We start from the raw sequence: 24,821 nt of genomic DNA, 5'->3' as shown, positions 1-24,821 counted from the left end.
GTTTATCTTAGTAATCTATACTCTAAATATTTATTTGTGAAGCCCATCTTCTCATAGAGGTGACGGGCCGGGTTTTGTGGCTCCACGTGTAGGGCTATGCTCCCTGTGGTATTGTCGGCCGCCATCTGAACCAATTTTTTCCCTACGCCTTTGCCGCGCTGGCTGCTGTGCACAGCAATGTAAACCAGTATATTTTCAGGTATAAATCCGCTCATACCTGTATTATTCAGTATTAATACACCCACTACGGCGTCACCTTCCCGCGCTACCATAACAGACCCTCCTTTGCCTTCCGCTTCGGATAGAGCATAGTCCAGGCATTTAGCAATGTCTTTCCGTTCGTCTCCATATTCATCGAGTTGATGGAACAGGAAATCGATTACTTCCTCTTTGTCTAGCCCTTGCTGGTTGGTTGGGGTGTAAATGTCGTATCGGACATTGTTGTTTTCTGCCATGTTTTTTGATTGTTATCGGGATATAAGTATGTCAGTAGGATGTAAAGTATAAGCGAGGCTGTTAAGCCGTAAAGGTTCGGGTCCAGGTTCATGGGTAGTTTGAACGTCAGGTTCAGCCATGGTATGTGTACGATGCTGTGGGCTGAAAGTGTACGTTCCACCAGCTCCTGCAATTCAAATTCGCTCAGGCTGACCCAGTTGCTGCTCACTTCTGCCGGAAAATAAGGGTGTAATGTTTGGGCGAGCCCCAGCACATCAGCATCGGGGGCAGGGGCGGAAATGGTGCTTACCTGCAGCACCACTGTGACCACACCACCTGTTAGCATCGCCCAGAAAGCACCCACACTACTGCGGCGTTTCCAGAACAGCGCTCCAAGTACCGGAACAAAAAGCCCGGAGACCATAAATGCGTACGAGTACAGCATCAGGTCAAGCACGTTCGTCATGGTAGTGGCCAGCCAGAGGGCAAAGGCACCAACGGCCAGGGTAACCAGTTGAGAGAGGCGCAATGTAGAGGGTGCCTCAGAATCTATTTTCCAGAAGTGGCTGATGACATCCGAGACTATGTTGCCGGAAGAGGCCATCAGGCAGCTGTCTGCCGTAGACAGGATGGCTGAAAAATAGGCAGAGAGCATCAAACCCATCAGGCCTACCGGCAGTACTGTACGCAGGAGCATTGGCAAACCGGTTTCAGGGTCTACCACAGCACCGGCACCTAATGCTTCGAACATGCCCTGTTCTGCAGCCACCCGGGCAAGAATGCCGAGGCTTACTCCCATAAAAGCCATGATGGGCCACTCAAAGAGGCCCGCCAGGTACCAGGCTTTTTTGGCTGTTTTTTCATCACGGCAGGCATAGATGCGCTGGTAAAGCGTCATGCCCACAAACCAGATAGGGATAATGGTGATGGCCCAGTTCACCAGCTGCTGCCAGGTAATATTCGTCAGGCTCAGGAACTCCGGCGGGAGGATAGCCTGGATGGCAGCCATGCTTTTACTGCTTTGTGCGGAAAGCCAGTCCAGGTTGGTAAGCTGCGAGAAGCTTATTTGCTCCACGCCACCGCCCACAGCTAAAAAAGAAACCGGTATGCCAATAAACACCAGTCCGCTCATTAGGATGGCCCACTGTACGGTGTCAGTGTATATCACGGCTTTCATACCACCCATTACGGTATACACCACGGCTATAACACCCATTATCAGAAGGGCTGTGTTAAGGTCAAGGTCAATGAAGGTGCCACTGGCCAGCTTCGCGCCCGCCAGAATCTGGGAGCTCGTGAAGCCGGTGTAGCCTATAGCGGAAATAATGCCAGCCAGCAGCGCGACACGGGAGTTAAAGTAATAGCCGAATATCTGTGGGAAAGTCAGGAATTTAGCAAATGCAGGGTTGTTCTTGACCTTCGGGATCAGGAATACTGCCGCCAGCCAGGCACCTAAAAGTCCGGTAAACAGCATCCAGGACCCTGACAGCCCCATGGCAAAACCAAGTCCACCCAGGCCTATAGAAAAGCCTCCACCTACATCTGTGGCTACAACCGAAAGCCCGATATGCCCGCTGCCCATAGAGCGGCCGCCTACATAATAATCGTCAGCACCTTCGTTCTTTTTCAGAAAGTAGATTCCTACGCCCAGCATCGCCAGCATGTACAGTACGAAAATAAGTAGATCGATGTAGTGCATCTATTGGTATAGTTTAATTTTTATGCGTAATGGGTACGGAGGTTAATCCTGAAGATACTTAAAAAGGTGCTTAAATTTTATATTTGAGGACCTATGGTGCTCTGTAGAGCCATGAATTAATGTTGTGCCGCAGGCTTAAGTGCAAATATTTGCTTCACGTTGTCCGTAAAGGCAACATTCATCCCTGATTCCTGTGAAGCGGTTTTATGGGCACAGTACCATTTACAGGAGAAGCTAACCTGCAGGTAAAAAACAGGAAGTACTGCAGTAATCATGAAGCATATTTAATGTCCTGTGAGCTTACGTGCCATCCTCTTTTAAATAGAGAACGAAGAGGGGAAACTGAGAAGCAGATAACTTTATCTGCTAGTCTGATTTGTACTTTCAGGCAGGGTGATTCAAATTCCCCTGAAATGTGCACATCTATAACAAACTATTATAGAAAGGATTACCCCCTGCGCCGGCTGATGACTGCAAATTGGCAAGCATTCCATTGCCATTGTTGTATATTTGTCGTCAGCAGCACATGAAAAACCGACCAACAACCTCTAAAGCGAACTTCAGTAGAAAATTTAGCAGAATGTTCTCTGCCGGAGAACAGACCACGGCTGTTCTCTATACCCTGAAATGGCTGGCTATTTGTGTGCTGGTGGGTGTGCTGGCAGGCTCGGCATCTGCCTTTTTTCTTGTGTCGCTGGATTGGGTAACAGATTACCGGGAGGCCAACACCTGGATTATCTGGCTGCTCCCCATAGGCGGTTTTGCTGTTGGTTTGCTATATCACTATTATGGCGGGCGCGCTGTTAGGGGAAATAACCTGCTATTGGAGGAAATTCACAGGCCGCGGGAAGTGGTACCTTTCCGGATGGCGCCGCTGGTGCTGTTCGGCACACTGGTAACGCACCTTTTCGGTGGCTCTGCCGGCCGCGAGGGTACAGCAGTGCAAATGGGAGGCACCCTTGCTGATCAGTTCACCAGGCTATTCCGGCTACGTCCCCGCGACCGAAAAATATTGTTGATTACAGGTATTAGCGCCGGGTTCTCTTCCTTGTTTGGTACACCTCTGGCGGGAGCCATTTTTGGCCTGGAGGTTTTTATACTGGGTCGGCTGCGATACGAAGCCTTATTGCCTAGTTTCCTGGCAGCCGTGATAGCAGACTATGTCTGCCTGGCGTGGGGTGTTGGCCACACGCACTATGCCATTCCTTTCGTTCCTGAAATGACAGTCCAGGGAATAGCTTATACCCTCACGGCGGGAGCTGTTTTTGGGTTAGCCGGTATGGCTTTTGCAAAGAGCACGCATTTTTTTACGTATCAGTTCAATCAGCGTGTTTCCTACGCACCTTTCCGTCCATTACTGGGTGGTGCTGTGATAGCAGTCGTGGTCTGGGCTATGGGGACCACCAAATACATTGGCTTAGGTATTCCCACCATTCTTCAGTCTTTTGAGGTTGCCCAGCCCTGGTATGACTCCTTCCTCAAGATTGTACTAACTGCTTTCACCCTGGGGGCTGGATTTAAAGGGGGAGAGGTTACACCACTTTTCTTTACCGGGGCTACCCTAGGCAATGCCTTATCGGGGGTAGTGCCGCTGCCTATGGCTTTGCTGGCGGGAATGGGCTTTGTAGCAGTTTTCTCCGGTGCCACCAACACCCCGCTTACCTGCACCATCATGGCCATTGAGCTGTTCGGGGCTGAAAGCAGTGTTTTCATGGCACTCGCCTGCGTTACGGCTTATCTTTTCTCCGGCCACTCCGGCATCTACGGTTCCCAAATTATCGGCACACCCAAGCACCTTTTCTTTGGCCGCGAAAAAGGCCAGAACCTTTCTTCCGTGGCAGCAGCACGCCGGAAGAGAAAGCAATAAGTTTACCGCACAAAGTGAACGTTTCCCGTTTTTCCGTTGAATGCCCGGGGGAAGGGGCTCTGATTGGGGGTTCTTCAGTGCCGCGTGAGCGGCAGCGTCCACGGGCAGAATAGCACCACCGCGATAGTCAAAGCATTACAAACACCTCTTTTCAGACTCATTTACAGGTAATAAATGGGCAGACACGAACATGCTTTTCAGATTTCTGAAAGCTGTGTTTGAACATGGTTGTACCTGTTTTATTGAAAAGGTGAGTAATTACTTATTTTTATTCTAAAACCAGTAGTTATGGGGGAACGAATTAGCTCATTTACCGCTTGTTACGTATATTACAATACCTAATTGCTATTGTACAACCACCAGATGTTCAGGTTATGGCACGAGTTGGAATCCTGATGCTGCTATGCTTTACCCTTTGCCTGCTACAATCTCCGGCAACGGCACAAAAATCACATAAAACAGACAGAGACACTGTTTTTTTTGTTACCAAGCGCAAAAAAGTCTCGATTCCGTTTAAGCTGGTACACAACCTGATTGTTATTCCAGTAAAAATAAATAATTCTCAGCCGCTTAATTTTATCCTCGATTCTGGTGTAAAAAACACGCTCATCACACACCTGTACCACGATGATGCCCTTGAATTGAAGGACGTAAACAAAATTATCATCAACGGACTAGGAGAGGGCCACACCATTGAAGCCTACGAGTCGTTTGGCAATGAAATGTTTATGCAGGGCATCAAGGGTATCAACCACCAGGTCTATGTGCTGCTCGAAGATGTATTTGACCTTTCCAGTTACATGGGCATGCCGATGCACGGAATTATCGGGTATGATATCTTTAAGAACTTTATCGTTAAAATAGATTACAGTTCTAAAGTGCTGACACTCTATAAGCCCGACACAAAGCTGAAGAAAAAAAGAAAGGCGGAGGAGCACCCGCTGCATATAGAAGGAACAAAAGCCTATGTATACGGAAAGGTGCGACAGCACAATGGCGACACTGTAGACGTTAAACTGGTGGTAGATACAGGGGCTAGCCATAGCCTCTCCCTTTATCTACCATCCGATGAACGCCTGGCGCTGCCACCTAAGGTAATGGAAGCTTTCCTGGGTAGGGGCCTTAGCGGCGACCTGCACGGCAAAATCGGACGCCTAAACGCCTTTGCACTGGGAAAGTATGAGTTGCAGGACCTGCCCGCATCCTACCCGAACGAAGAATCTATCAAAATGGCAATTAACCTGGGAGGTCGGAACGGAAACTTGGGCTCAGATGTGCTTTCCCGCTTCACCGTTATCTTTGATTATCCGCATTCCAAGCTCACACTCATTCCAAACCGCAGGTTTAGAGAACCTTTCAATTACAACATGGCTGGTTTCGAGGTGGTTACCCCCTTGCCGGGCACTAATTTCTATGTTATTTCGAATGTGGTGGAGGGCTCTCCTGCAAAACAGTTAGGGCTGAAACCCGGGGATCAGCTCGTGGATATTAACGGCCGAAAATGTACCGAACTCATGTTGCCCGAACTAATGGAAATTCTGAAAGGCAAACCCGGCCGGAAGTTACGCCTGCGGCTGCGGCGGCAAAAAGAAATTCTGAATGTAGACCTGGTGCTGCAAAGCCGCATTTAAGTTTGATTCCCCCAAACTTTACTTCCCGCTACCTGCGTCGGCAGCCTGTAAGTCGAGGTAAATCTGAAGGCCCAGCAGAACAACGGCAAATATTATCAGGAACAAGGCAGCAAAGAACCTGGCTTTCGGGATAGGCTTGATATAGGTGTTCCCCTTTTCATCCGTCGCAGAAAACCGCAGATCAGAAAGTACAAGGCCATTTCCAAAACTTAACCAGACAGCCGCTGTCAGCGCCTCACGCGTCAGGAACAGCGATACCATGCCGATAACAGAAAATAAGATGCCGATTATAACCCGGATTGACATTTTTCCCATGTAACACAAAGATGTAAGAAGGCTGGCGCAGCCGTACAATTGAAGTGCAAGTTAATTCATTTACAGCTACCAGGCGATTTGAAGCTCTTCTAAAATGGAAAATCAGTTTTTAGACCCTTTTTAGCCTTATTTCTACTGGTTTGCACCGTTCTTCATAAATTTTTATGCTCTAAATTTTGAAATAATAAATTTTATGTGAAACATTTGTCGTGTTCATCTGGGTATAAGTAACGTACTCATTTTTTAACAACTTACTAAGGCAATGCAAAAAAAGGCGCTTTTATCATTAAGTATGATAAAACACTCTTCAAATACGGAGAGTGCGACTTTTTCTATCCTTCTAACAAGGGTAGTTTTTACACCTTCCATATCTGTAGTCCGCTACAGGCCCTAGGCCGGCGTACTTACCGACTGCCTATGCGGTAGTCATTCTTTCATCAATCTTCCTGAATAGCAAAAGACACCGGGCATAACGATGCCTGCAGGTCAAGGCTATTGTTATCCGGTTTTTTTATATCATTTATACGCCCTGCTTTGCACGGCAAGGGCTTATTATTTTCTATAAGATGAATCCATCCGAATTCATTGTTATTGTTGCCGGTGAGCAACACACCATTTATGCCCAGCAGATATGCCAGGAAATGGAGCAATCAGCTAAAGCCAGAGGAACAGGCATAGCCAAGCGTTCTCCGGACTATATCGTCCAGAAAATGCAGGAAGGCAAGGCTGTTATTGCGCTCCACCACGACGGCACCTGGGCTGGTTTCTGCTACATCGAAACCTGGGGTCACGGCAAATATGTGGCTAACTCTGGTCTGATCGTAGCGCCGGATCTGCGCAAGAGTGGCCTTGCCCGCCAAATCAAGCAGAAAATTTTTGAGTTGTCGCGCAAGAAGTATCCTGATGCAAAAATTTTCGGCTTAACGACTGCTCTTGCTGTGATGCGCATTAACTCCAGCCTGGGGTATAAACCTGTTACCTTCTCTGAACTAACAGACGATGAGGAGTTCTGGAAAGGCTGCCGCAGCTGCGTGAACTTTGAGATCCTGCAGAGTAAGAACCGAACCAACTGCCTTTGTACAGCGATGCTCTACGACCCTGCCAAAGAGGAGAGTTTCATGGCTTTGCCCGTTGTAGAGAAGAAACCGCAGCCAAAAACTTATAGCGTGCAGGAGCGATGGACGCGGCATCGCCAGCGCCCATCGCAGCAGCCGGAAAACACGTCTTCCAAAGTGTCGGCAGCTTAGTTACCCTTAACCTGACAAAAAACATATAGAATGAAAAAAGTAGTTTTAGCCTTTAGTGGCGGATTGGATACCTCTTATTGTGCCATTTACCTGGCCCAGGAACTAGGCCTGGAAGTGTATACAGCCATTGTAGACACAGGTGGATTTTCTGCTGAAGAACTGGAAGACATTGAGCGACGTGCCTATGCCATGGGTTCTAAAAAGCATACCCATCTTGATGAAACGGAAAACTTCTACAACAGCTGTATCCGCTACCTGATATACGGTAACGTACTCAAGAACAATGTCTATCCGCTGTCGGTGAGTGCAGAGCGTGTAACACAGGCACTGGCCATCGCTAACTATGCTAAAACGATTGACGCTGATTATGTGGCGCATGGCAGCACCGGCGCCGGTAACGACCAGGTGCGCTTCGATATGATTTTCCAGGCCATTATACCGGAAGTGGAAATCATCACGCCTATCCGCGATAAAAAGCTGTCGCGGGAAGAGGAGATTGAATACCTAAAGCAGCATGGGGTGGAAATGGATTTCAAAAAAGCGCAGTATTCCATCAACAAAGGCATCTGGGGAACATCCGTAGGAGGGAAGGAAACCTTAACCTCTCACCTGCCTTTGCCAGAGGAAGCCTACCCGACGCCGCTGAGCAAGCAGGACCCGGAGCGCGTAACGCTGCATTTTGAGAAAGGCGAACTGGTGGGTATAAATGAGCAGACTTTTGCGCACCCGGTACAGGCCATTCAGCACCTGCAGGAAATGGCGGCACCTTTTGCTATTGGGCGCGACATACACGTGGGCGACACTATCATTGGCATCAAAGGACGTGTTGGCTTCGAAGCCGCCGCACCAATGGTCATCATCAAGGCGCACCATACGTTGGAAAAACACGTGCTAACCAAGTGGCAGCTTTACTGGAAAGACCAGCTGTCCGTCTGGTATGGCAACTGGCTGCATGAGGGACAACTGCTCGACCCTGCCATGCGTGACATAGAGGCCTTTTTGCAGAACACACAGCAGAATGTAACTGGTAAAGTGCACGTGCTGCTGGCGCCTTACCGCTTCCAGGTTGAAGGTATTGAGAGTGCACATGACCTGATGAGCAATAAGTTTGGCACTTACGGAGAAATGAACCGCGCCTGGACTTCGGATGATGTAAAAGGCTTCGCGAAGATTTTCGGCAACCAGACAAAGATGTACCATAGCATCAACAGCGAGACAGCATGGGAGACCAAGTAAATGTGAAAGCCGGTATAGTAGGCGGTGCAGGCTATACCGGAGGAGAACTATTGCGCCTCCTGGTGCACCACCCGAACGTACACATTGCTTTTGTTCACAGCAACAGCCAGGCGGGCAAACCTGTGTATGACGTCCACAAAGATCTGCTAGGTGATACTGAGCTTGCTTTTACCGATACGCTAGAGCCAGCCGTGGATGTGCTGTTTCTTTGTGTGGGCCATGGCGAGGCGAAGAAGTTTGTAGAGGCCAGCGACCTGCCGAAACACATAAAAATAATCGACCTGAGCCAGGATTTCCGCTGGAACGAAAGTGTTACAGAAGCTTCTGTTAGTGGCGCCGGACGCACTTTTGTGTATGGTTTGCCGGAGCTGCAGCGCGAGGCGATAAAAGAAGCGGAGAACATTGCAAACCCAGGCTGCTTTGCCACTGCCATACAACTGGGCCTGCTGCCTTTGGCGGCAGAAAAGCTATTGACAGAGGAGGTGCACGTAAGCGGCATTACCGGTAGCACCGGCGCCGGGCAAAGCTTGTCAGCCACGTCGCACTACAGCTGGCGCAGCAGTAACATCTCCAACTATAAAGTGCTGAACCACCAGCACCTGCACGAGATACGCCGCACGCTGCAAGGGCTGCAGGAAGAGAAACTGCCGGAGATAAACTTCGTGCCTTACCGGGGACCTTTTACGCGCGGCATTCTGTGCACTTCCTATCTCCGCAGCAGCCTGAGCCAAAGCGAAGCAGCAGAACTATATAAAGCTTTCTATAAGGAGCATCCTTTTGTCAGCATAAGCGCGTCTGTACCTGACCTGAAGCAGGTGGTAAACACAAACAAATGCCTGTTGCACCTGGAAAAGCAGGGCGACAACCTTGTCATCACCAGTATGATTGATAACTTACTGAAAGGAGCCTCCGGCCAGGCGGTGCAAAACATGAACCTGCTCTTCGGCCTGAACGAAAGGGCTGGTCTAAACCTGAAAGCATCCGCTTTCTAGAAAGTGAAAAATTCAACAATTAACTTATAATACCTATAACCATGTACATCAAGTACTTCCTTTACTGTTTAACCTCTTACCTCTAACTTCATCTTTATGAATTTATTCGACGTTTATCCCCTCTTTGATATCACACCTGTAAAAGCACAAGGCGCCTATCTCTGGGACAAGAACGGCAAACGCTACCTTGACCTGTACGGCGGACACGCAGTCATCTCCATCGGCCATAGCCACCCGCATTATGTGAAGCGCATGGCAAGGCAACTGTACGACATCGGCTTTTATTCTAATTCTGTTCAAATGCCACTACAGCAGGAACTGGCAGAAAAATTAGGTAAGCTTAGTGGCTACGAGGACTATAACCTCTTCCTGTGCAGTTCCGGTGCCGAGGCAAATGAGAATGCGCTTAAAGTAGCTTCTTTTCATACAGGTCGTAAAAAGGTTATCGCATTTAAAGGAGCATTTCATGGCCGCACATCTGCTGCCGTGGCCGCAACGGATAATCCCGCGATACAAGCGCCTATCAACCAAACGGAAAACGTCGTATTTGTTCCTCTTAATGATGTTGCTGCCTTCCATGATGCCCTTGAGGTGCATGGTGCTGAACTGGCCGCTGTGATTGTGGAGGGCATACAGGGTGTAGGCGGCGTGCATGCGCCGGGAAAAGATTTCCTGAAGGAAGTAGCTGCTGGTTGTGAGCGTGTGGGAGCGCTTCTTATCCTGGATGAAGTACAGACAGGCTACGGTCGCACAGGCAAATTCTTTGCTCACCAGCACTCTGATGTGAAGCCAGACCTGATAACTGTTGCCAAAGGAATGGGAAATGGTTTCCCCGTGGCAGGTGTGCTGATTCACCCGAAAGTAGAAGCGAAGCATGGCATGCTGGGTACGACCTTTGGCGGAAACTACCTTGCTTGTGTGGCAGCCCTTGCGGTGCTGGAAGTAATAGAAGACGAAAACCTGCTGGAGAACGCGCAGCGCATCGGCAAGAGGCTGATAGAGGCGATGCGGGAGTTGCCGGGGGTGCGTGAAGTACGCGGAGAAGGGTTGATGATAGGGGTGGAACTGGAGGAGCCATGCGCCCCTATCCGGAAACAACTACTCACGGAGTACGGCATCTTCACCGGGTCTTCCTCTGACAAAAACACGCTGCGTCTCCTGCCTCCTCTGTGCATTGGCGCCCGTGAAGTAGAAACTTTCCTTTCTGCTTTTGAATCCATTCTTCATACTTCTACCATACAAGCCGACTAATGAAAAAATTTACTTCTGTGCAGGATGTTGCCAATCTGAAAGAATTGGTGCTGGAGGCACAGCAATTAAAGCAAAATCCATATCAGCATAAAACATTAGGCCAGAACAAAACACTAGGCCTGCTTTTCCTGAACCCAAGCCTGCGCACCCGCATGAGCACCCAGATAGCAGGTGCCAACCTGGGCATGAATGTGATGGTGATGAACCTCGACAAAGAAGGCTGGGCGCTGGAAACACAGGAGGGTGCCGTCATGAACGGAAGCACCGTGGAGCACATCAAGGAAGCAGCAGCCGTAATGGGGCAGTACTGTGACATTATTGGCATCCGCTCTTTCCCGAAGCTGCAGAACCGCGAGGAAGATTACAGCGAAGACCTGCTTCATAAATTTATTTCCTATTGCAAAGTGCCGGTCGTGAGCTTGGAGTCTGCCACGCGCCACCCGCTGCAAAGCTTTGCCGACCTGCTGACCATTACCGAAAATGCTTCGGCAGGAAAACGGCCTAAAGTGGTGCTGACATGGGCACCGCACGTGAAAGCCATTCCGCAATGTGTCGCCAACTCCTTTGCGGAGTGGATGGGGCAGGCGGAGGTGGACCTGGTCATCACGCACCCCGAGGGGTACGAACTGGCCGACGAGTTCACCAAAAATGCCCGGGTAACCACCAATCAGCAGGAGGCGCTGCAGGATGCAGACTTTGTCTATGTTAAAAACTGGTCGAGCTACACCCAGTACGGGCAGGTGCTCACAGACGGCGAAGGCTGGATGATGACAAACGAAAAGCTGCAAAACACCAATAACAGCAAGGTCTTGCACTGCCTGCCGGTGCGCCGCAATGTAGAGCTAAGCGACGAGATCCTGGACGGACCTGATTCGCTGGTGCTGGAGCAGGCAAACAACAGAGTTTATGCTGCGCAAACAGTGCTGAAGCGACTGCTGGAGGGTTTAAGGTAAATAAGGGTGGCTGGTAAGACTTTATCTTCTTACCAGCTACAATGAAATGAAATATGCAAGAGCTAAACATCATAAAGATTGGTGGCAACATTCTGGACAAACCCACCCAGCTTCAGCGCTTCCTCAGCGATTTTGCTTCTTTGCCAGGTTCCAAAATGCTGGTGCATGGTGGCGGGAAGATAGCCTCGACTATTGGCCAGCGGCTGGGTATTACACCAAAGTACAACGAAGGCCGCCGTATTACAGACGCAGAAACGCTGGAACTGGTAACGATGGTCTATGGTGGCCTTATCAACAAGCAGGTTGTCGCGCAGCTGCAGGCATTAAGCTGTAATGCCATTGGTTTAACAGGTGCCGATGCCAATGCCATACTGGCGTCTAAAAGGCCGGTGAGAGAAATAGACTACGGCTATGCCGGTGATGTGGCAGGTAATAAAAGCATTAATGCAGAGGTGCTGCACGGGCTTCTAGCAATGGGAATAACGCCTGTTTTTGCACCACTGACACATGATGGACACGGGAGCCTCTTAAACACCAATGCCGATACCATCGCCTCGGTGCTGGCAACTGCCCTGGCTTCCCTGTACCAGGTGAGGCTAATTTACTGCTTTGAGAAAAAAGGCGTGCTGCAGGATGCCACAGATGAGGCTTCCGTGATTTCGGAAATAAATCCTGTCAAGTTCAGGGAGCTGAAAGAAACAGGCGTTGTGTCAGAGGGGATGATACCGAAACTGGATAATGCGTTTGCGGCACTAGGCCAAGGCGTGAAGGCCGTGCAGATTGGAGATGCCTCCGAAATTAATGATATTGTAGCAGGCGGAAGGGCGGGCACGCTGCTTACGCTGTAGTTTTACCCTTAAGCACTTTAAACCAACTATAATGAGTTCTGAAAAAAAAGTAGCCATCCTTGGCGGCGGCAATATGGGTATTGCGCTTGCTAAAGGCATGGTGGCATCCTGCAAATATGCTCCTGCTGCTATCACCCTGACCCGCCGCAACCTGCGGGCACTTGAAAGCATGGAGAAAGAAGGATACAAAATATCAAACGATAATGCCCGTGCCGTAGAAGAGGCTGATATCATTATCCTTAGCATGCTTCCTCAACAACTTGATTCTGTGTTGGATGCTGTGGCGGAGAAGGTGGATGTGCAACGACATCTTTTCATATCGATTGTAACAGGCGTAACAGTGGCAGACATTGTGGAGCGGGTAGGGAAGATGGGACTGCAGGTGATTCGTGCCATGCCGAACACGGCCATCGCCATTCGGGAGTCTATGACCTGTATTGCCGGCAACAAGGCCTCTGAAGAGAACCTGAACCTGGTGAAGGAAATATTTGAGGCAGTAGGCGATACCGTCGAGATTGAGGAGGAACTTATGACATCGGCTACAGCGCTTTGCGCCTGTGGTATTGCTTTCTTCCTGCGCTCTATACGGGCGGCCACACAAGGCGGCACAGAAATAGGCTTCCATGCGGCAGATGCACTGCGTATGGCTGCACAGACAGCCAAGGGAGCTGCCTCTTTGCTGCTGCACTTCCAGAGCCATCCTGAGAATGAGATAGACAAGGTAACCTCTCCTAAAGGCTGCACCATTGCCGGCTTAAACGAGATGGAGCATAACGGTTTTAGTTCTGCTCTTATAAAAGGCATCAAAACCTCTTCTAATAAGGCGGAACAGCTTTATCATAAAGAAAAGTAAAACAGACAATATTCCCTCAAATGACACTCCGAAAGCGCTATGAGGAAGCACTGGAACTGCTGCAAAATTTAATTCAAACCCAGTCCTTCAGCAAAGAAGAGGGTGATACGGCAGACATGATTGCGCACTTTCTGAGAGAGCGTGGCGTGGAGCTTCACCGGGAACAGCACAATGTGTGGGCGTTCAACAAACATTATGAGGAGGGTAAGCCCACCATCCTGCTAAACTCGCACCACGACACTGTAAAACCAAACCCCAGCTGGTCCCGCAATCCGCTTGAGGCTGCCGTGGGAGAAGGCAAGTTGTTTGGGTTGGGCAGCAATGATGCAGGAGGTTGCCTCGTTTCCCTTATCGCTACTTTTCTGCATTTCTATGAGCGGGAGGACCTGAAGTACAATATAGTGCTGGCAGCTACGGCAGAAGAGGAAATCTCCGGCAGGAATGGCATTGAGTTGATTCTGCCGCAACTGGGTGCATTGGAGGCTGCCATCGTTGGCGAGCCGACAGAGATGCATCTGGCCATAGCAGAAAAAGGTTTGATGGTGCTGGATTGTGAGGCAAAGGGCAAGGCAGGGCATGCCGCCCGGGAAGAAGGGCTGAATGCCATTTATGAGGCACTGCCGGATATAAAGTGGTTTCAGCAGTACCGTTTTCCGAAGGTCTCTGATTACCTGGGCCCGGTGAAGATGAGCGTGACGATGGTGCAGGCAGGTACACAACATAACGTAGTGCCAGACAGCTGCCGGTTTACAGTAGATGTTCGCTTAACAGATGCCTATACCATAGAAGAGGTGCTGGCGGTAATACAGCAGCATGTAAAGGCAGAGGTAACCCCACGCTCCATGCGCCTGAAGCCTTCCGCGATCCCGGTCCATCACCCTTTGGTACAGGCAGGCATTCGGATGGGGCGCCAGACCTACGGTTCTCCCACTACGTCAGATCAGGCACTTATGCCTTTCCCGTCACTGAAGATGGGTCCTGGCTTCTCCGGTCGCTCCCACATGGCAGATGAGTTTATTTATCTGGAGGAGATAGAGGAGGGTATTAAGCTGTACATTGAACTGCTGGAGCAGGTAGTCTGAGCGGCGTTAGCTTCGTAACCATCTGCGAGTTGCCATGCTGCGTTTTTCACCAGTATGCAAAGCCGCTGCTCATGTTGTATGGTTTACTTATTACGAAGCGATTAGCTGCGACAACTATTTTTGATTTAAAGCTATAAAAGCATGAATATAGCTGTTGGTGAAAACACGCAACAGCGGCGAACAGTGAAAACGCACAACAGCGGCAAAATTTATTACTAGCACATTATTTAGTCAGCACATACACACATTATTTTATTAGCACATTCCAACATGAAACTTTGGCAAAAGAACACAGGCACAGAAGCTGAGATAGAGAAATTTACAGTGGGCAAAGATGCAGAGCTGGACATGCAGCTGGCGCCTTTCGATGTGCTTGGCTCACTGGCGCACACGCGCATGCTGCAAAGCATCGGGCTGTTGACTGCCGAAGAATTAGATGTGCTGCAGGCAGAACTGAAGAATATATACAAAGCTATTGAAGCAGGTAACTTTGCCATAGAGCCGGGTGTGGAAGACATCCATTCGCAGGTAGAACTGGAGCTGACTCGCCGTGTGGGGGAAGCCGGGAAAAAAATTCACAGCGGCCGTTCCCGAAACGACCAGGTACTGCTGGACCTTAAGCTGTTTTTCCGGCACCAGCTACAGGAGACAGTTGAAAGCACAAAAGAGCTTTTTGATTTGCTGCAGCAACAAAGCGAGAAGTACAAAGAGGTGTTATTGCCCGGTTATACGCACCTGCAGATTGCCATGCCTTCCTCTTTTGGCTTGTGGTTCGGGGCCTATGCCGAAAGTTTAGTAGACGACATGTACCTGCTGCAGGCCACTTATAAAATAGCTGACAAAAACCCGCTGGGCTCTGCTGCCGGCTATGGTTCCTCTTTCCCCCTCAACCGCCAGATGACAACAGATTTGCTGGGCTTCGGGAGCATGAACTATAATGTGGTGTACGCACAGATGGGCCGTGGTAAATCAGAGCGTGTAGTAGCGACAGCACTGGCCGCTGTGGCAGCCACACTGGCTAAAATGGCGATGGACCTTTGCCTGTACATGAACCAGAATTTCGGTTTCATCACGCTGCCTGATAGCCTCACCACCGGCTCCAGTATTATGCCACACAAAAAGAACCCTGATGTGTTTGAACTGCTGCGCGGTAAGTGCAATAAGCTGCAGGCCCTGCCAACGGAAATTTCGATGCTGCTCATCAACCTGCCTTCCGGCTACCACCGCGATCTGCAGCTGCTGAAAGAGAATCTCTTCCCGGCTTTTGAAGAGCTTCAGAACTGCCTGCAGATGATGGCTTTTATGATAAAGCAGGTCCAGGTAAAGGAGAACATCCTGCAGGACGAAAAGTACCAGTACCTCTTTAGCGTGGATGCCGTGAATGCGCTGGTGCTCGAGGGTGTGCCTTTCCGGGATGCCTATAAAAGAGTAGGAGCTGATATAGAGGCCGGCACATTTGCCCCAACAGCAACCGTGACGCATACGCATGAAGGCAGCATCGGGAACCTCTGCAATGAAGAAATAGCTTCTCAGATGAAGAAGGCTTTGGAGCAATTTAACTTTGAGCGCGTGCAGGCAGCATACGCAGAACTTTTAAGTTAGTAGATATAGTTTTTGGCGCCTTTAGGTTCTTAATAAATTTGCTGCTACTGGTGCACAAGGTGGTTATGTGGGAAAGTACAGGACAGGAATGCAGAAATCCAAGTTTCTCATTCAAGTAAAAGAGGGCCAGAAGCCCTCTTTTTTATTTTAGAGCAACCCAATAAACGTACGCTTTGCAATTGCTCCTGGTGGTGTTTTTTTCCCTTTTAAAGCAGGTACTTTAAATCTTGTTAGAATTAAATATCTATTCTTTTTTATCGCGTATAACAGGCAAATCTTAGCATTGAGATAATGTAAGTTTCAGCCGTGATTCCTATCAAAATTCACACCCAGCCAGATGATTCTACCTGTGGGCCCACAAGCCTGCATGCAGTCTATCGCTATTTTAAGGACCCTATTTCACTGAGTGAAGTAATAAAAGAGGTTCCTTACCTCGATGAGGGAGGAACCCTGGAGGTGTTGCTTGCCTGCCATGCCCTGCAGCGGGGATACAAGGCACGCATCTACACTTATAACCTCCATATCTTCGACCCGACCTGGTTTTCCCTTAGCAACGAGGAAATTATCATAAAGCTGGAGAAACAGATGCAGGTAAAGAAGGGTAGTAAGCTTCAACGGGCCTCTCGTGCTTATATTGATTTCCTGCACCTTGGCGGTGAGTTGCACTGTCGCGACCTCACTAAAACCATGCTGCGGGAGTACTTTGACAAAGGGATTCCCTTGCTTACCGGCTTAAGTGCCACCTACCTGTACCAAAGCGCGCGGGAACTGGAAGACGAGCTTGGGAAATCCATCTATCATGATGTGCAAGGCTATCCGATGGGGCACTTTGTCGTGCTCTGCGGCTTTGCCGAAGACCCTAAATTCATTGTGGTAGCTGATCCTTACCGTGAGAACCCTTATTTCGGTGACAATTACTACGAAGTGAAAGCCTCTCACCTGATTAACTCCATTATGTTGGGGATGGCCACTTTTGATGCTAACCTGTTAGCAATACGACCTGCCAATCAAGACCCAGTGCAAGAATAAAACATGCGAAAAATAGTAGTTGTTGATTATCCCAGGGATTGGGATGAAGCGACAGAAGACACTGAAGTAGTCGATACGCAGACTTACCTGACCGACTCCACTTATATCGACATCAAGAACGCCCGGATTTTTAACCTTAGCCGCTCGTACCGCTACCAAAGCGCAGGCTACTACGTATCCCTTCTGGCAGAAGCCAGGGGCCACAAAGCCATCCCCAGCGTGACAACTATGCAGGACCTGAAAAGCCCCACAATAGTCAGGGCGATTACAGTGGAGCTGAACGAGCTGATTCAGAAAAGCCTGGCGGGGCTGCGGTCAAACACTTTTACCCTTAGTATCTACTTTGGGCACAATGTGGCGATGAAGTACGAGAAGCTGTGTAAGCAACTGCACGACCTTTTTAAAGCTCCCCTGTTGCGGGCCCAGTTTGTTTACAAAGAAGAGTGGGTGTTGCAGAGCATATCCCCGATACCTGTTAACGAGGTACCTGAAAGTCATAAAAAGGATTTAAAGCGCTTTGCGAAAGCATATTTTGCAAGGCACCGCTTCTCCAGTGCCCGTATATCCCGCAAAATTTACGATTTGGCCATCCTGGTAGACCCGAATGAAAAAGCGCCGCCCTCCAACGATAAAGCCATACAATATTTTGTGGAGGCGGCAGAGAGCCAGGGCTTTTACACAGAACTGATAACAAAGGACGACTACCGCAGGCTTCCTGAGTTTGATGCGCTTTTTATCCGGGAAACTACGGCTGTGAACCACCATACCTACCGCTTTGCCCGAAAAGCGAACGCAGATGGACTTGTCGTCATCGATGACCCTGTTTCGATTCTGCGCTGCACGAACAAAGTCTACCTCGCGGAACTGCTGACGAAAGCAAAGGTGCCGGTTCCCAAAACCATGATCATCCACAAAGACAACCGGGCACAGGTAGAAAGCGCCTTGGGTTTGCCTTGTGTGCTCAAGAAACCCGACAGTTCATTCTCTCAGGGGGTAGTTAAAGCGAGGGATGAGGAAGAACTGAAGCAGGAACTGGATAAAATGCTGGCTGACTCAGAACTGATTATCGGCCAGGAATACAAGCCCACTGATTTTGACTGGCGCATCGGCGTGCTGGACAAGCAGCCCCTGTATGCCTGCAAATATTTTATGGCCAAAGGGCACTGGCAAATCTATAACTGGAACGGTAAAAAGAAGAAGGATGAGGAAGGAGCGGGCGAAGTAGTGCCTTTTGAGCAGGTGCCTTTCCATGTGTTGCACACAGCCCTGAAAGCAGCAAACTTAATTGGCAACGGCCTGTATGGGGTGGATGTGAAAGAGATTGACGGGAAAGCTTATGTGATTGAGGTAAACGACAACCCGAGTATAGATGCAGGAGTGGAAGACAAAATCCTGAAGAAAGAGCTCTATGTCTCGATCATCAAATCCATTAAAAGACGCATTGACACGCATAAAAACAGCCGGAACTATGAATAACCCGAAGCAAACCCTGCACCTGTTCCAAGGTTTTGGTGTAGAATTAGAATACATGATTGTGCAACGCGATACCCTGCAGGTAGTTCCTATTACAGACAAGCTGATTTATGAAGAGGTAGGTGAATACCTGTCGGATGTGGAGTTCGGGGACATTGCATGGAGCAACGAGCTGGTGCTGCATGTGGTAGAGTTGAAAACACAGGAACCAGCTCGCAGTTTGCTGGGCTTACAGGAGAAGTTTCAGGCGCACGTGCAAAAAATAAATGGGGTGCTGGAAAAACACAACGCCATGCTATTGCCGACAGGTGCGCACCCGCTCATGAACCCGGATACCGATACACAGTTATGGCCGCACGAGCACAATGCTGTTTATGAAGCCTACAACCGCATATTTGACTGCCGCGGTCACGGTTGGTCCAACCTGCAGAGCACGCACCTGAACCTGCCTTTCGCAAACGACGAAGAGTTTGCAAAGCTGCATGCCGCTATCCGGGTATTGCTGCCAATTATTCCGGCCATCAGTGCTTCTTCACCCATCCTGGATGGTAAAGTAACTGGCCTGCAGGACACGCGGCTGGAGGTGTATCGCCACAACCAGGACAAAATACCTGCCATAGCAGGAAAAATAGTGCCGGAGGCTGTCTTTTCAAAGCAGGAATATGAAGAGCAGATCCTTCAAAGAATATACCAGGACATCGCGCCTCACGACACGGAGGGAGTTTTACAGGAAGAATTCCTTAATTCCCGTGGCGCTATTGCCCGTTTTGTACGGGATGCCATCGAGATACGCATCATCGACATTCAGGAGAGTCCGGTGGCCGATATAGCAGTGTTGCAGGCGATTGTGATGGTGCTGGAGGCGCTGGTGGCGGAGCGGTGGGTACCGCTTGCCGATTTGAAGAAATGGGATGAGAACGAGTTGGCAGCGCTGTTGCTGGAGGTTATCCGGAAAGGGCAGAAGGCTGTTGTCACCAACCCGGACTATGCCCGTTGTTTCGGGTTTGTGTGTAGCGGGAACTGCACAGCAGGGGAGCTCTGGAAGCATCTTGTGGAGGAGCTGCTTGTGCTGGATGACGAACCCGAAGTTGCACATGCACTGAACATACTGGTATCCAGGGGCAACTTGTCTACCCGGATTTTGAAGGCAACAGGTGAGGACCCCTCTGATGAAAAAATACGGGAAGTATACCAGCAATTGGCAAGGTGCCTGCAGCAGGGCGGGGTATTTCTTCCTGGGGAGCTATGTTGAGCTTTGTATTAACCTGCGAGCATGGTGGCAACAATGTGCCTGCTGCTTATGCCTCTCTTTTCGAGGGGGAGCAGGAACTGCTGGCTTCTCACCGTGGCTACGATATAGGCGCAAAGGAACTGTTCGAGGAGCTGAAAAGCCTGGCCCACGCCTCCTTTTTTGCTGAGACCTCACGACTTCTCGTAGAGTTAAACCGCTCGCTTCACCACAAAAACCTTTTTTCTTCTGTCACAAAAAAACTGCCTGCCCGGGAAAAGCAGCGGGTCCTGCAGGAATATTATTTCCCTTACCGGCAGGCTGTAGAGGCCCGGATTCAGGAATATGTCAGTGCAGGTATGCAGGTTTTACACATCTCCGTGCATTCCTTTACGCCGGGGCTGGAGGGTAAAGAGCGGAAAGCAGATATTGGGTTGCTATATGATCCAAACAGGGGGTCTGAAAAAAACTTTTGCCGTAACTGGAAAAAGCATTTTCTGCAGCTGGAACCTAGCCTTCGTGTTCGGTTTAATTATCCTTATTTAGGTGTTTCTGATGGATTCCCCCCCTACCTGCGGCGCAGTTATTCAGAGCAGCAGTACATAGGCATAGAACTGGAGGTAAACCAAAGTTTTCCATTAGGAGACAGGTACGAATGGAAAAGGATACAGCGTATCGTAAAAGAGAGTCTGCAAAGAACACAACTGCTTTAGCAGCAAAAGAAAAGTTTAGCTACCCCATCAAAATATTGGAAAAACTGCGTTTCCGATAACAAAATGAAGTCATATGAAGTATTGTACAGGAGTATATAAACCTTTTGTGGGGCAGAAGTAACGTGTAGTAGGCAAAAGAGGTGGCTATATAAATAAGTTTATTCACCAATAAATCCTTAAACTATGAAAATGAAAAGTCTACTACAGTTAGTTGTAGTTCTGCTCACGGGGCAATTCCTTTTTTCGTGTAGTTCAGCTGAGTACTACAAATTTTCCGCTCAAAAGCCTGAGGCTTACAACAAGGTGCAGAAAGAGAAGCATGCCCCTGTTGAATTAAATGCATCTATGGCGGAAGTAGCTCTTGCTGCCGCTAATGAGGAAGCCAAGGAAGCAGAGTCAGCACCGGAGATAGAGGCGAGTGCAGCCGTAACGGCCCCGGTGAAGAGAAGCAAAGCTACGGCGATAGTGAAAACGCCTGCTGTTGAAGAAGTTGCCCCTCTGAAGAAGAGAGAGGTAACAATAACAGAGGCAGAGGCCCTGGCCATGGCCAAAGAACGCTTTGCTAATATGACAAAGGCAGAGAAAAAGACACTGAAGAAGGAGTTGAGGGAAGCTTACCGCCAGGGAGGGGGAGGTGCTAACATCATCGAAATCATTCTGGCGGTGCTGTTACCGCCGCTGGCTGTGTTCCTGCACGATGGCATTGGTACTTCTTTCTGGATAAGCATTATCCTGACACTGCTATTTATTATACCAGGTATCATTTATGCCCTGCTGGTAGTAACAGATACTATCTAACACACAAAATTAAGCTAAAATAAAAGGAGCACCGTCAGCAGCGGTGCTCCTTTTATTTTAAGGGTACTTGAATTAACCTCATTTTTTCGATATCGTTACAGGAGTATATTGACTTAAACAAGGCACATACATAATCCTTACAAAACATTTACAAAATGGAGTACAAGGACTATTATACCATACTGGGAGTAGATAAAAAAGCTTCACAGGCCGACATCAAAAAGGCATACCGCGCACTGGCGAAGAAGTATCACCCTGATAAAAACAAAGGCGACAAAGCTGCGGAAGATAAATTCAAAGATATAAGTGAAGCTTACGAAGTGCTGGGAGACGAAACAAAGCGCCAACAGTACGACCAGCTGGGAGCTAACTGGCGGCAATTCCAGAATGCAGGTCCGGGAGGCGGACAGTACTACGGACAACCGGGAGGTTTTACGGAGGCAGATTTCAGCGACATGTTTGGCGGCGGGGCCGGAGGTGGGTTCTCAGATTTCTTTCAGCAGTTTTTTGGCGGAGGCGGGGGCGGCTTTGGCCAGGCCGGAGGTGGCAGAGCCAGAGCTCGCCAAAGTCAGGACTATAAGGCTGATTTAGAGATTTCTTTAACGGAGGCATATACTGGCACTTCCAGGCTCATCAACCTGAATAATCAGCAGCTCCGCATCACCACCAAACCCGGTGTGGCCGACGGGCAGCAGTTGCGCATAAAAGGCAAAGGCGGCCCAGCAGCGGGAGGTGGCGCTCCGGGAGATTTATACATTGACGTCCATGTACATCCGGACCCTCGGTTCGAGCGGCGCGGCAACGATTTGTATACCACGCTGCCTGTTGACTTATTCACAGCCATTTTGGGAGGACAGGCACAGGTAACTACTATGAGTGGCTTGCTCAAACTGAACATACCCGCCGGCACTCAGGCAGGCAAAACACTGCGCCTTCGCGGAAAAGGAATGCCTGTTTACGGTAAATCAGACCAGTTCGGTGACCTTTACGTAAAAATAGAAGTAAATCTGCCTACAGACTTGTCTGCCGAAGAACGCCAACTCTTTGAAAAGCTACGTGATATGAGGCAGGCAAAGGCAGTCTGAAAATTTTATTGTCAACTAAGCTTAAGGTTTTTTGCCATGTTAGTGACCTTTGAACAAACCAGAACCTACAGCCCCTTAGAGGAATTTTTAGATAGTGTTGCTGATCAGCAGCTAACATACTATGCTTCGGACCTGCTGGAGAAGCATTGTTGTGATAGCATGGAGCAATTGGGGCAGGCTGTGCGACGCGCTACAGAGGTCTGCCATACCATGCACCTTCCGCTTCGGGAGAACTTTAAAGTTGTCTACCGCTCGCAGAACGGGGAAGTAGTGCAGGATTGGCGTCTTTCCCCCATGGCTTACCTCCTCATGGTCATTAACTCCGATTCACACAACGATGTGGTGGCTCGCATGCAGGTAGAAATGGTAAAGCGGGTGCTTAATTCATAGTCAGAGGCACAGGCTGTGGCAGGGCCTCCTGCCTGCTTAGTACAGCCCCCCAGTTGAATTGCAGGCACAGGCGGCGCATATTGTCCGGCAAAGCAGCTTTAATCTGCACCGTCTCCCCGGAAAACGGATGGCTGAAACACAGTTCGGCGGCATGCAGCAGGAGGAAAGGACTTTTCAGTTCCTCCAGAAACATCTTGTTGTGCCGCCAGTCGCCATGCCGTTTGTCACCTACTATATAGTGCCTGATGTGGGCAAAGTGCTTTCGTATCTGGTGCATCCGGCCTGTTTCAGGCTTTATCTTCACAAAGCTGTAGCGGGAGGTCTGGTAAGGCCCTACCGGTATTGGCAATTCCGTAGTGGCAAGACGGCTGTAGTGTGTTACTGCTTCCTGTGCTGCTTTGTGCTGGTGGTCTTTGTCCGGGCGTATGGGACTGTCTATGGTATCAGCCTCAGGCGTATATCCGCGCACAATGGCAAAATAGGTTTTATCCGGCTGGCGTTCTTCAAAAGCTTTCACAATAGGAGTAGCCGCCTCCGGCGACTTGGCAAACAACAACACACCTGAAGTACCTCTGTCGAGCCGGTGCACGGTGTACAGGTGGTAACCTAACTGGTCGCGCAACAGTTGCAGGGCAAATTCCTTTTTTTCTTCGGCAATACGTGTGCGGTGCACCAATAACCCATTTGGTTTATTGATGGCTACATAATGCGCATCTTCGTAAATAATCTCCAGCACTATTTTTTATTTTTTTTGCAAAGATACTGTTCCTCTCAAAGTTTACCTCTTTAGAGCCTTGCTTTATAATCAGTGGCTATCTAACGGGGCATGAACGCTTGATTCAGCGTATATTTGCAGAACATTTGATTTCAAAGAAGCATAAAACGGCAGCAGCGATGGCAATATCGATAGACAATCTCCGGAAAGGCAAGAAGTACAGGTTAAAGAATTACGGAGAAGAATTTGAGTTTCAGGTAGTAGAAATGCCGGAAGAGGGAGTATATAAAGTAAAGGACCTAAACACCTTAGACACTTACCTGCTGCACGAACTGGTGAAGTACGGGAAAGGCAAAGATTATGATCTGGATGAGCTGTAACCTTTAGCCACGGCTCACTTTGCCTTTGTTTTCCCAATGGCTTTTCTCAATTTCCAGGCTGCCCGGTTTCCGTACTATTCGTCGTACATAGCGTTCTCCTGCTATACTTCCGTCTTCCCGCCTGTTGCCAATAAAAAGGGTAACAGGCTCCCCGTACTCATTTGTGATGTAGGTGATATCTTTCCCCAGCAGTTTCTGATCGAACCGCTCCTGCGGGGCATAAATCTTGTCCAGCACTTTCAATAATTTCGGGTTAATGGCCATCTTTTATTTTATCTGGGTTAATGTATAGCTTTGTTTCCAGGAGCCAGCACAATATTGCTCCTGCATTCCTTATACTTAAACACAGGCTGAAAGATGCTCTTTATCACGTTACGAAGGATGTAGTTCAAGTTACCAAGGTGCAAGCTATGCTGTGGTTGCTTTGAATTTACGGCAATATCAAACCTCTCTCTGCGTTGAGTCAGGAGGAGGGAAGCCAACTGCTAAACGTACTTGACTTCCCCTCGTATAAACCCGAAGAAACCGAAACTTATGCATGCACCACAAGCACATTATTTTGTTTATATATTAGGAGACCAGTCCCGTAGTAGCCTGAGAATTGGAATAGCCGGAGACCTGCTACAGCAGGTTAACCAAGGTGCTGCAGGAGATGCCGCCCTGGAAGGGAAGAAGCCAAAATTGGTTTACTATGAGCATTATGAACGGGAAGAAATAGCCCTTAACCGGGAGCAGGAAATAAAAAACGGTGGAGAGGACTTTACTTTGCGCCTGATCGAGTCGATGAATCCAAACTGGCTTGACCTGAGTGATACACTGGTCTAAACAGTTAAGAATGTTTTGATGTATGAGATACATGACTCATCCCGAACTTTTTAACCGGGAGTAGGCGACAAATTCATTGAGGATGTTGGCCATTGCCAATCGGATACGGTAAAGCGGTGTAGAGGCTTCTCTATACCGCTTTCCTGTTCTATGGCAGCCCTGCCGCAGCAGTTG

25 protein-coding genes are annotated in these 24,821 nt (G+C 49.1%); 20 read left to right on the top strand and 5 right to left on the bottom strand.

The window, feature by feature from the left end:
• Positions 1–2: 2 nt before the first annotated feature.
• Together ACYVB1_RS01475 and ACYVB1_RS01470 are read right to left on the bottom strand one after the other, a co-directional pair.
• Positions 3–455 (bottom strand): GNAT family N-acetyltransferase, encoded by a 453-nt coding sequence (locus tag ACYVB1_RS01475; protein WP_460919762.1) that lies wholly within the window; start codon positions 453–455, stop codon positions 3–5.
• Entirely contained in the window at positions 395–2,134 is a 1,740-nt protein-coding gene (locus ACYVB1_RS01470) for a sodium:solute symporter family protein (protein WP_460919760.1), read from the bottom strand. The genes ACYVB1_RS01475 and ACYVB1_RS01470 overlap by 61 nt, the downstream gene beginning before the upstream one ends.
• 526 nt (positions 2,135–2,660) lie before the next feature.
• Between ACYVB1_RS01470 and ACYVB1_RS01465 the strand changes: the two genes are divergently transcribed.
• Both ACYVB1_RS01465 and ACYVB1_RS01460 read left to right on the top strand, forming a co-directional pair.
• A complete protein-coding gene (locus ACYVB1_RS01465) occupies positions 2,661–4,001 on the top strand; it encodes a voltage-gated chloride channel family protein (RefSeq protein ID WP_460919758.1) in 1,341 nt (446 codons plus the stop codon).
• 374 nt (positions 4,002–4,375) lie between these two features.
• Positions 4,376–5,632: an aspartyl protease family protein gene (locus ACYVB1_RS01460; protein WP_460919756.1), complete on the top strand. Its 1,257-nt coding sequence runs from the start codon at positions 4,376–4,378 to the stop codon at positions 5,630–5,632.
• Between the two features lie 18 nt (positions 5,633–5,650).
• Here ACYVB1_RS01460 and ACYVB1_RS01455 read toward each other — a convergent pair whose 3' ends face one another.
• The gene (locus ACYVB1_RS01455; RefSeq protein WP_460919754.1) at positions 5,651–5,947 is read right to left on the bottom strand and encodes a hypothetical protein; all 297 of its coding nucleotides are present in this window, start codon (positions 5,945–5,947) and stop codon (positions 5,651–5,653) included.
• Positions 5,948–6,513: 566 nt separating this feature from the next.
• Here ACYVB1_RS01455 and ACYVB1_RS01450 point away from each other — a divergent pair.
• From ACYVB1_RS01450 to ACYVB1_RS01375, 16 genes are all read left to right on the top strand, one after another.
• Complete coding sequence (locus tag ACYVB1_RS01450) at positions 6,514–7,194, top strand: GNAT family N-acetyltransferase (RefSeq protein WP_460919752.1); 681 nt, start codon at positions 6,514–6,516, stop codon at positions 7,192–7,194.
• Between the two features lie 30 nt (positions 7,195–7,224).
• The gene (argG, locus tag ACYVB1_RS01445) at positions 7,225–8,430 is read left to right on the top strand and encodes an argininosuccinate synthase (protein WP_460919750.1); all 1,206 of its coding nucleotides are present in this window, start codon (positions 7,225–7,227) and stop codon (positions 8,428–8,430) included.
• On the top strand, positions 8,415–9,422 hold the full coding sequence (gene argC, locus ACYVB1_RS01440) for an N-acetyl-gamma-glutamyl-phosphate reductase (RefSeq protein WP_460919748.1): 1,008 nt from the start codon (positions 8,415–8,417) through the stop codon (positions 9,420–9,422). Before argG ends, argC begins: the two co-directional genes overlap by 16 nt.
• Before the next feature lie 96 nt (positions 9,423–9,518).
• Positions 9,519–10,673 (top strand): aspartate aminotransferase family protein, encoded by a 1,155-nt coding sequence (locus ACYVB1_RS01435; RefSeq protein WP_460919746.1) that lies wholly within the window; start codon positions 9,519–9,521, stop codon positions 10,671–10,673.
• The gene (locus ACYVB1_RS01430; RefSeq protein ID WP_460919744.1) at positions 10,673–11,626 is read left to right on the top strand and encodes a Rossmann-fold NAD(P)-binding domain-containing protein; all 954 of its coding nucleotides are present in this window, start codon (positions 10,673–10,675) and stop codon (positions 11,624–11,626) included. Before ACYVB1_RS01435 ends, ACYVB1_RS01430 begins: the two co-directional genes overlap by 1 nt.
• Positions 11,627–11,679: 53 nt before the next feature.
• Entirely contained in the window at positions 11,680–12,474 is a 795-nt protein-coding gene (gene argB / locus ACYVB1_RS01425; RefSeq protein WP_460919742.1) for an acetylglutamate kinase, read from the top strand.
• A gap of 31 nt (positions 12,475–12,505) precedes the next feature.
• Positions 12,506–13,327 carry a pyrroline-5-carboxylate reductase gene (gene proC / locus ACYVB1_RS01420; protein WP_460919740.1) on the top strand — a complete coding sequence of 274 codons (822 nt, stop codon included), beginning with the start codon at positions 12,506–12,508 and terminating at the stop codon, positions 13,325–13,327.
• A 20-nt stretch (positions 13,328–13,347) separates the two neighbouring features.
• Positions 13,348–14,409: a M20 family metallo-hydrolase gene (locus ACYVB1_RS01415; protein ID WP_460919738.1), complete on the top strand. Its 1,062-nt coding sequence runs from the start codon at positions 13,348–13,350 to the stop codon at positions 14,407–14,409.
• 270 nt (positions 14,410–14,679) lie between these two features.
• Complete coding sequence (gene argH, locus ACYVB1_RS01410) at positions 14,680–16,011, top strand: argininosuccinate lyase (RefSeq protein WP_460919736.1); 1,332 nt, start codon at positions 14,680–14,682, stop codon at positions 16,009–16,011.
• A gap of 306 nt (positions 16,012–16,317) precedes the next feature.
• On the top strand, positions 16,318–17,040 hold the full coding sequence (locus ACYVB1_RS01405) for a peptidase-C39 like family protein (RefSeq protein ID WP_460919734.1): 723 nt from the start codon (positions 16,318–16,320) through the stop codon (positions 17,038–17,040).
• A 3-nt stretch (positions 17,041–17,043) separates the two neighbouring features.
• Positions 17,044–18,516, top strand: a complete 1,473-nt coding sequence (locus tag ACYVB1_RS01400; RefSeq protein WP_460919732.1) for a RimK family protein — start codon at positions 17,044–17,046, stop codon at positions 18,514–18,516.
• Entirely contained in the window at positions 18,509–19,765 is a 1,257-nt protein-coding gene (locus ACYVB1_RS01395) for a carboxylate-amine ligase (RefSeq protein WP_460919730.1), read from the top strand. The genes ACYVB1_RS01400 and ACYVB1_RS01395 overlap by 8 nt, the downstream gene beginning before the upstream one ends.
• Complete coding sequence (locus ACYVB1_RS01390; RefSeq protein ID WP_460919729.1) at positions 19,759–20,454, top strand: N-formylglutamate amidohydrolase; 696 nt, start codon at positions 19,759–19,761, stop codon at positions 20,452–20,454. The genes ACYVB1_RS01395 and ACYVB1_RS01390 overlap by 7 nt, the downstream gene beginning before the upstream one ends.
• Before the next feature lie 189 nt (positions 20,455–20,643).
• Positions 20,644–21,252: a YqaE/Pmp3 family membrane protein gene (locus ACYVB1_RS01385; RefSeq protein WP_460919727.1), complete on the top strand. Its 609-nt coding sequence runs from the start codon at positions 20,644–20,646 to the stop codon at positions 21,250–21,252.
• A gap of 155 nt (positions 21,253–21,407) precedes the next feature.
• Positions 21,408–22,337: a DnaJ C-terminal domain-containing protein gene (locus tag ACYVB1_RS01380; protein ID WP_460919725.1), complete on the top strand. Its 930-nt coding sequence runs from the start codon at positions 21,408–21,410 to the stop codon at positions 22,335–22,337.
• A 36-nt stretch (positions 22,338–22,373) separates the two neighbouring features.
• Positions 22,374–22,727, top strand: coding sequence for a hypothetical protein (locus ACYVB1_RS01375; protein ID WP_460919723.1), 354 nt, complete (start codon positions 22,374–22,376; stop codon positions 22,725–22,727).
• Here the strand turns inward: ACYVB1_RS01375 and ACYVB1_RS01370 are convergent.
• Positions 22,717–23,463, bottom strand: coding sequence for a pseudouridine synthase (locus ACYVB1_RS01370; RefSeq protein ID WP_460919721.1), 747 nt, complete (start codon positions 23,461–23,463; stop codon positions 22,717–22,719). The two genes, ACYVB1_RS01375 and ACYVB1_RS01370, sit on opposite strands and share 11 nt — an antisense overlap.
• 158 nt (positions 23,464–23,621) lie before the next feature.
• Here ACYVB1_RS01370 and ACYVB1_RS01365 point away from each other — a divergent pair, with 158 nt between their 5' ends.
• Positions 23,622–23,822 (top strand): hypothetical protein, encoded by a 201-nt coding sequence (locus ACYVB1_RS01365; protein ID WP_460919719.1) that lies wholly within the window; start codon positions 23,622–23,624, stop codon positions 23,820–23,822.
• A 3-nt stretch (positions 23,823–23,825) separates the two neighbouring features.
• Here the strand turns inward: ACYVB1_RS01365 and ACYVB1_RS01360 are convergent, their stop codons facing one another.
• Positions 23,826–24,086, bottom strand: a complete 261-nt coding sequence (locus ACYVB1_RS01360; RefSeq protein WP_460919717.1) for a hypothetical protein — start codon at positions 24,084–24,086, stop codon at positions 23,826–23,828.
• A 270-nt stretch (positions 24,087–24,356) separates the two neighbouring features.
• On the opposite strand from ACYVB1_RS01360, the gene ACYVB1_RS01355 reads away from it, so the two are divergent.
• Complete coding sequence (locus ACYVB1_RS01355; protein WP_460919715.1) at positions 24,357–24,647, top strand: GIY-YIG nuclease family protein; 291 nt, start codon at positions 24,357–24,359, stop codon at positions 24,645–24,647.
• Positions 24,648–24,821 lie beyond the last annotated feature (174 nt).

The organism is Pontibacter brevis (genome assembly GCF_054779655.1).
This window is presented reverse-complemented; position numbering and strand designations above follow the sequence as displayed.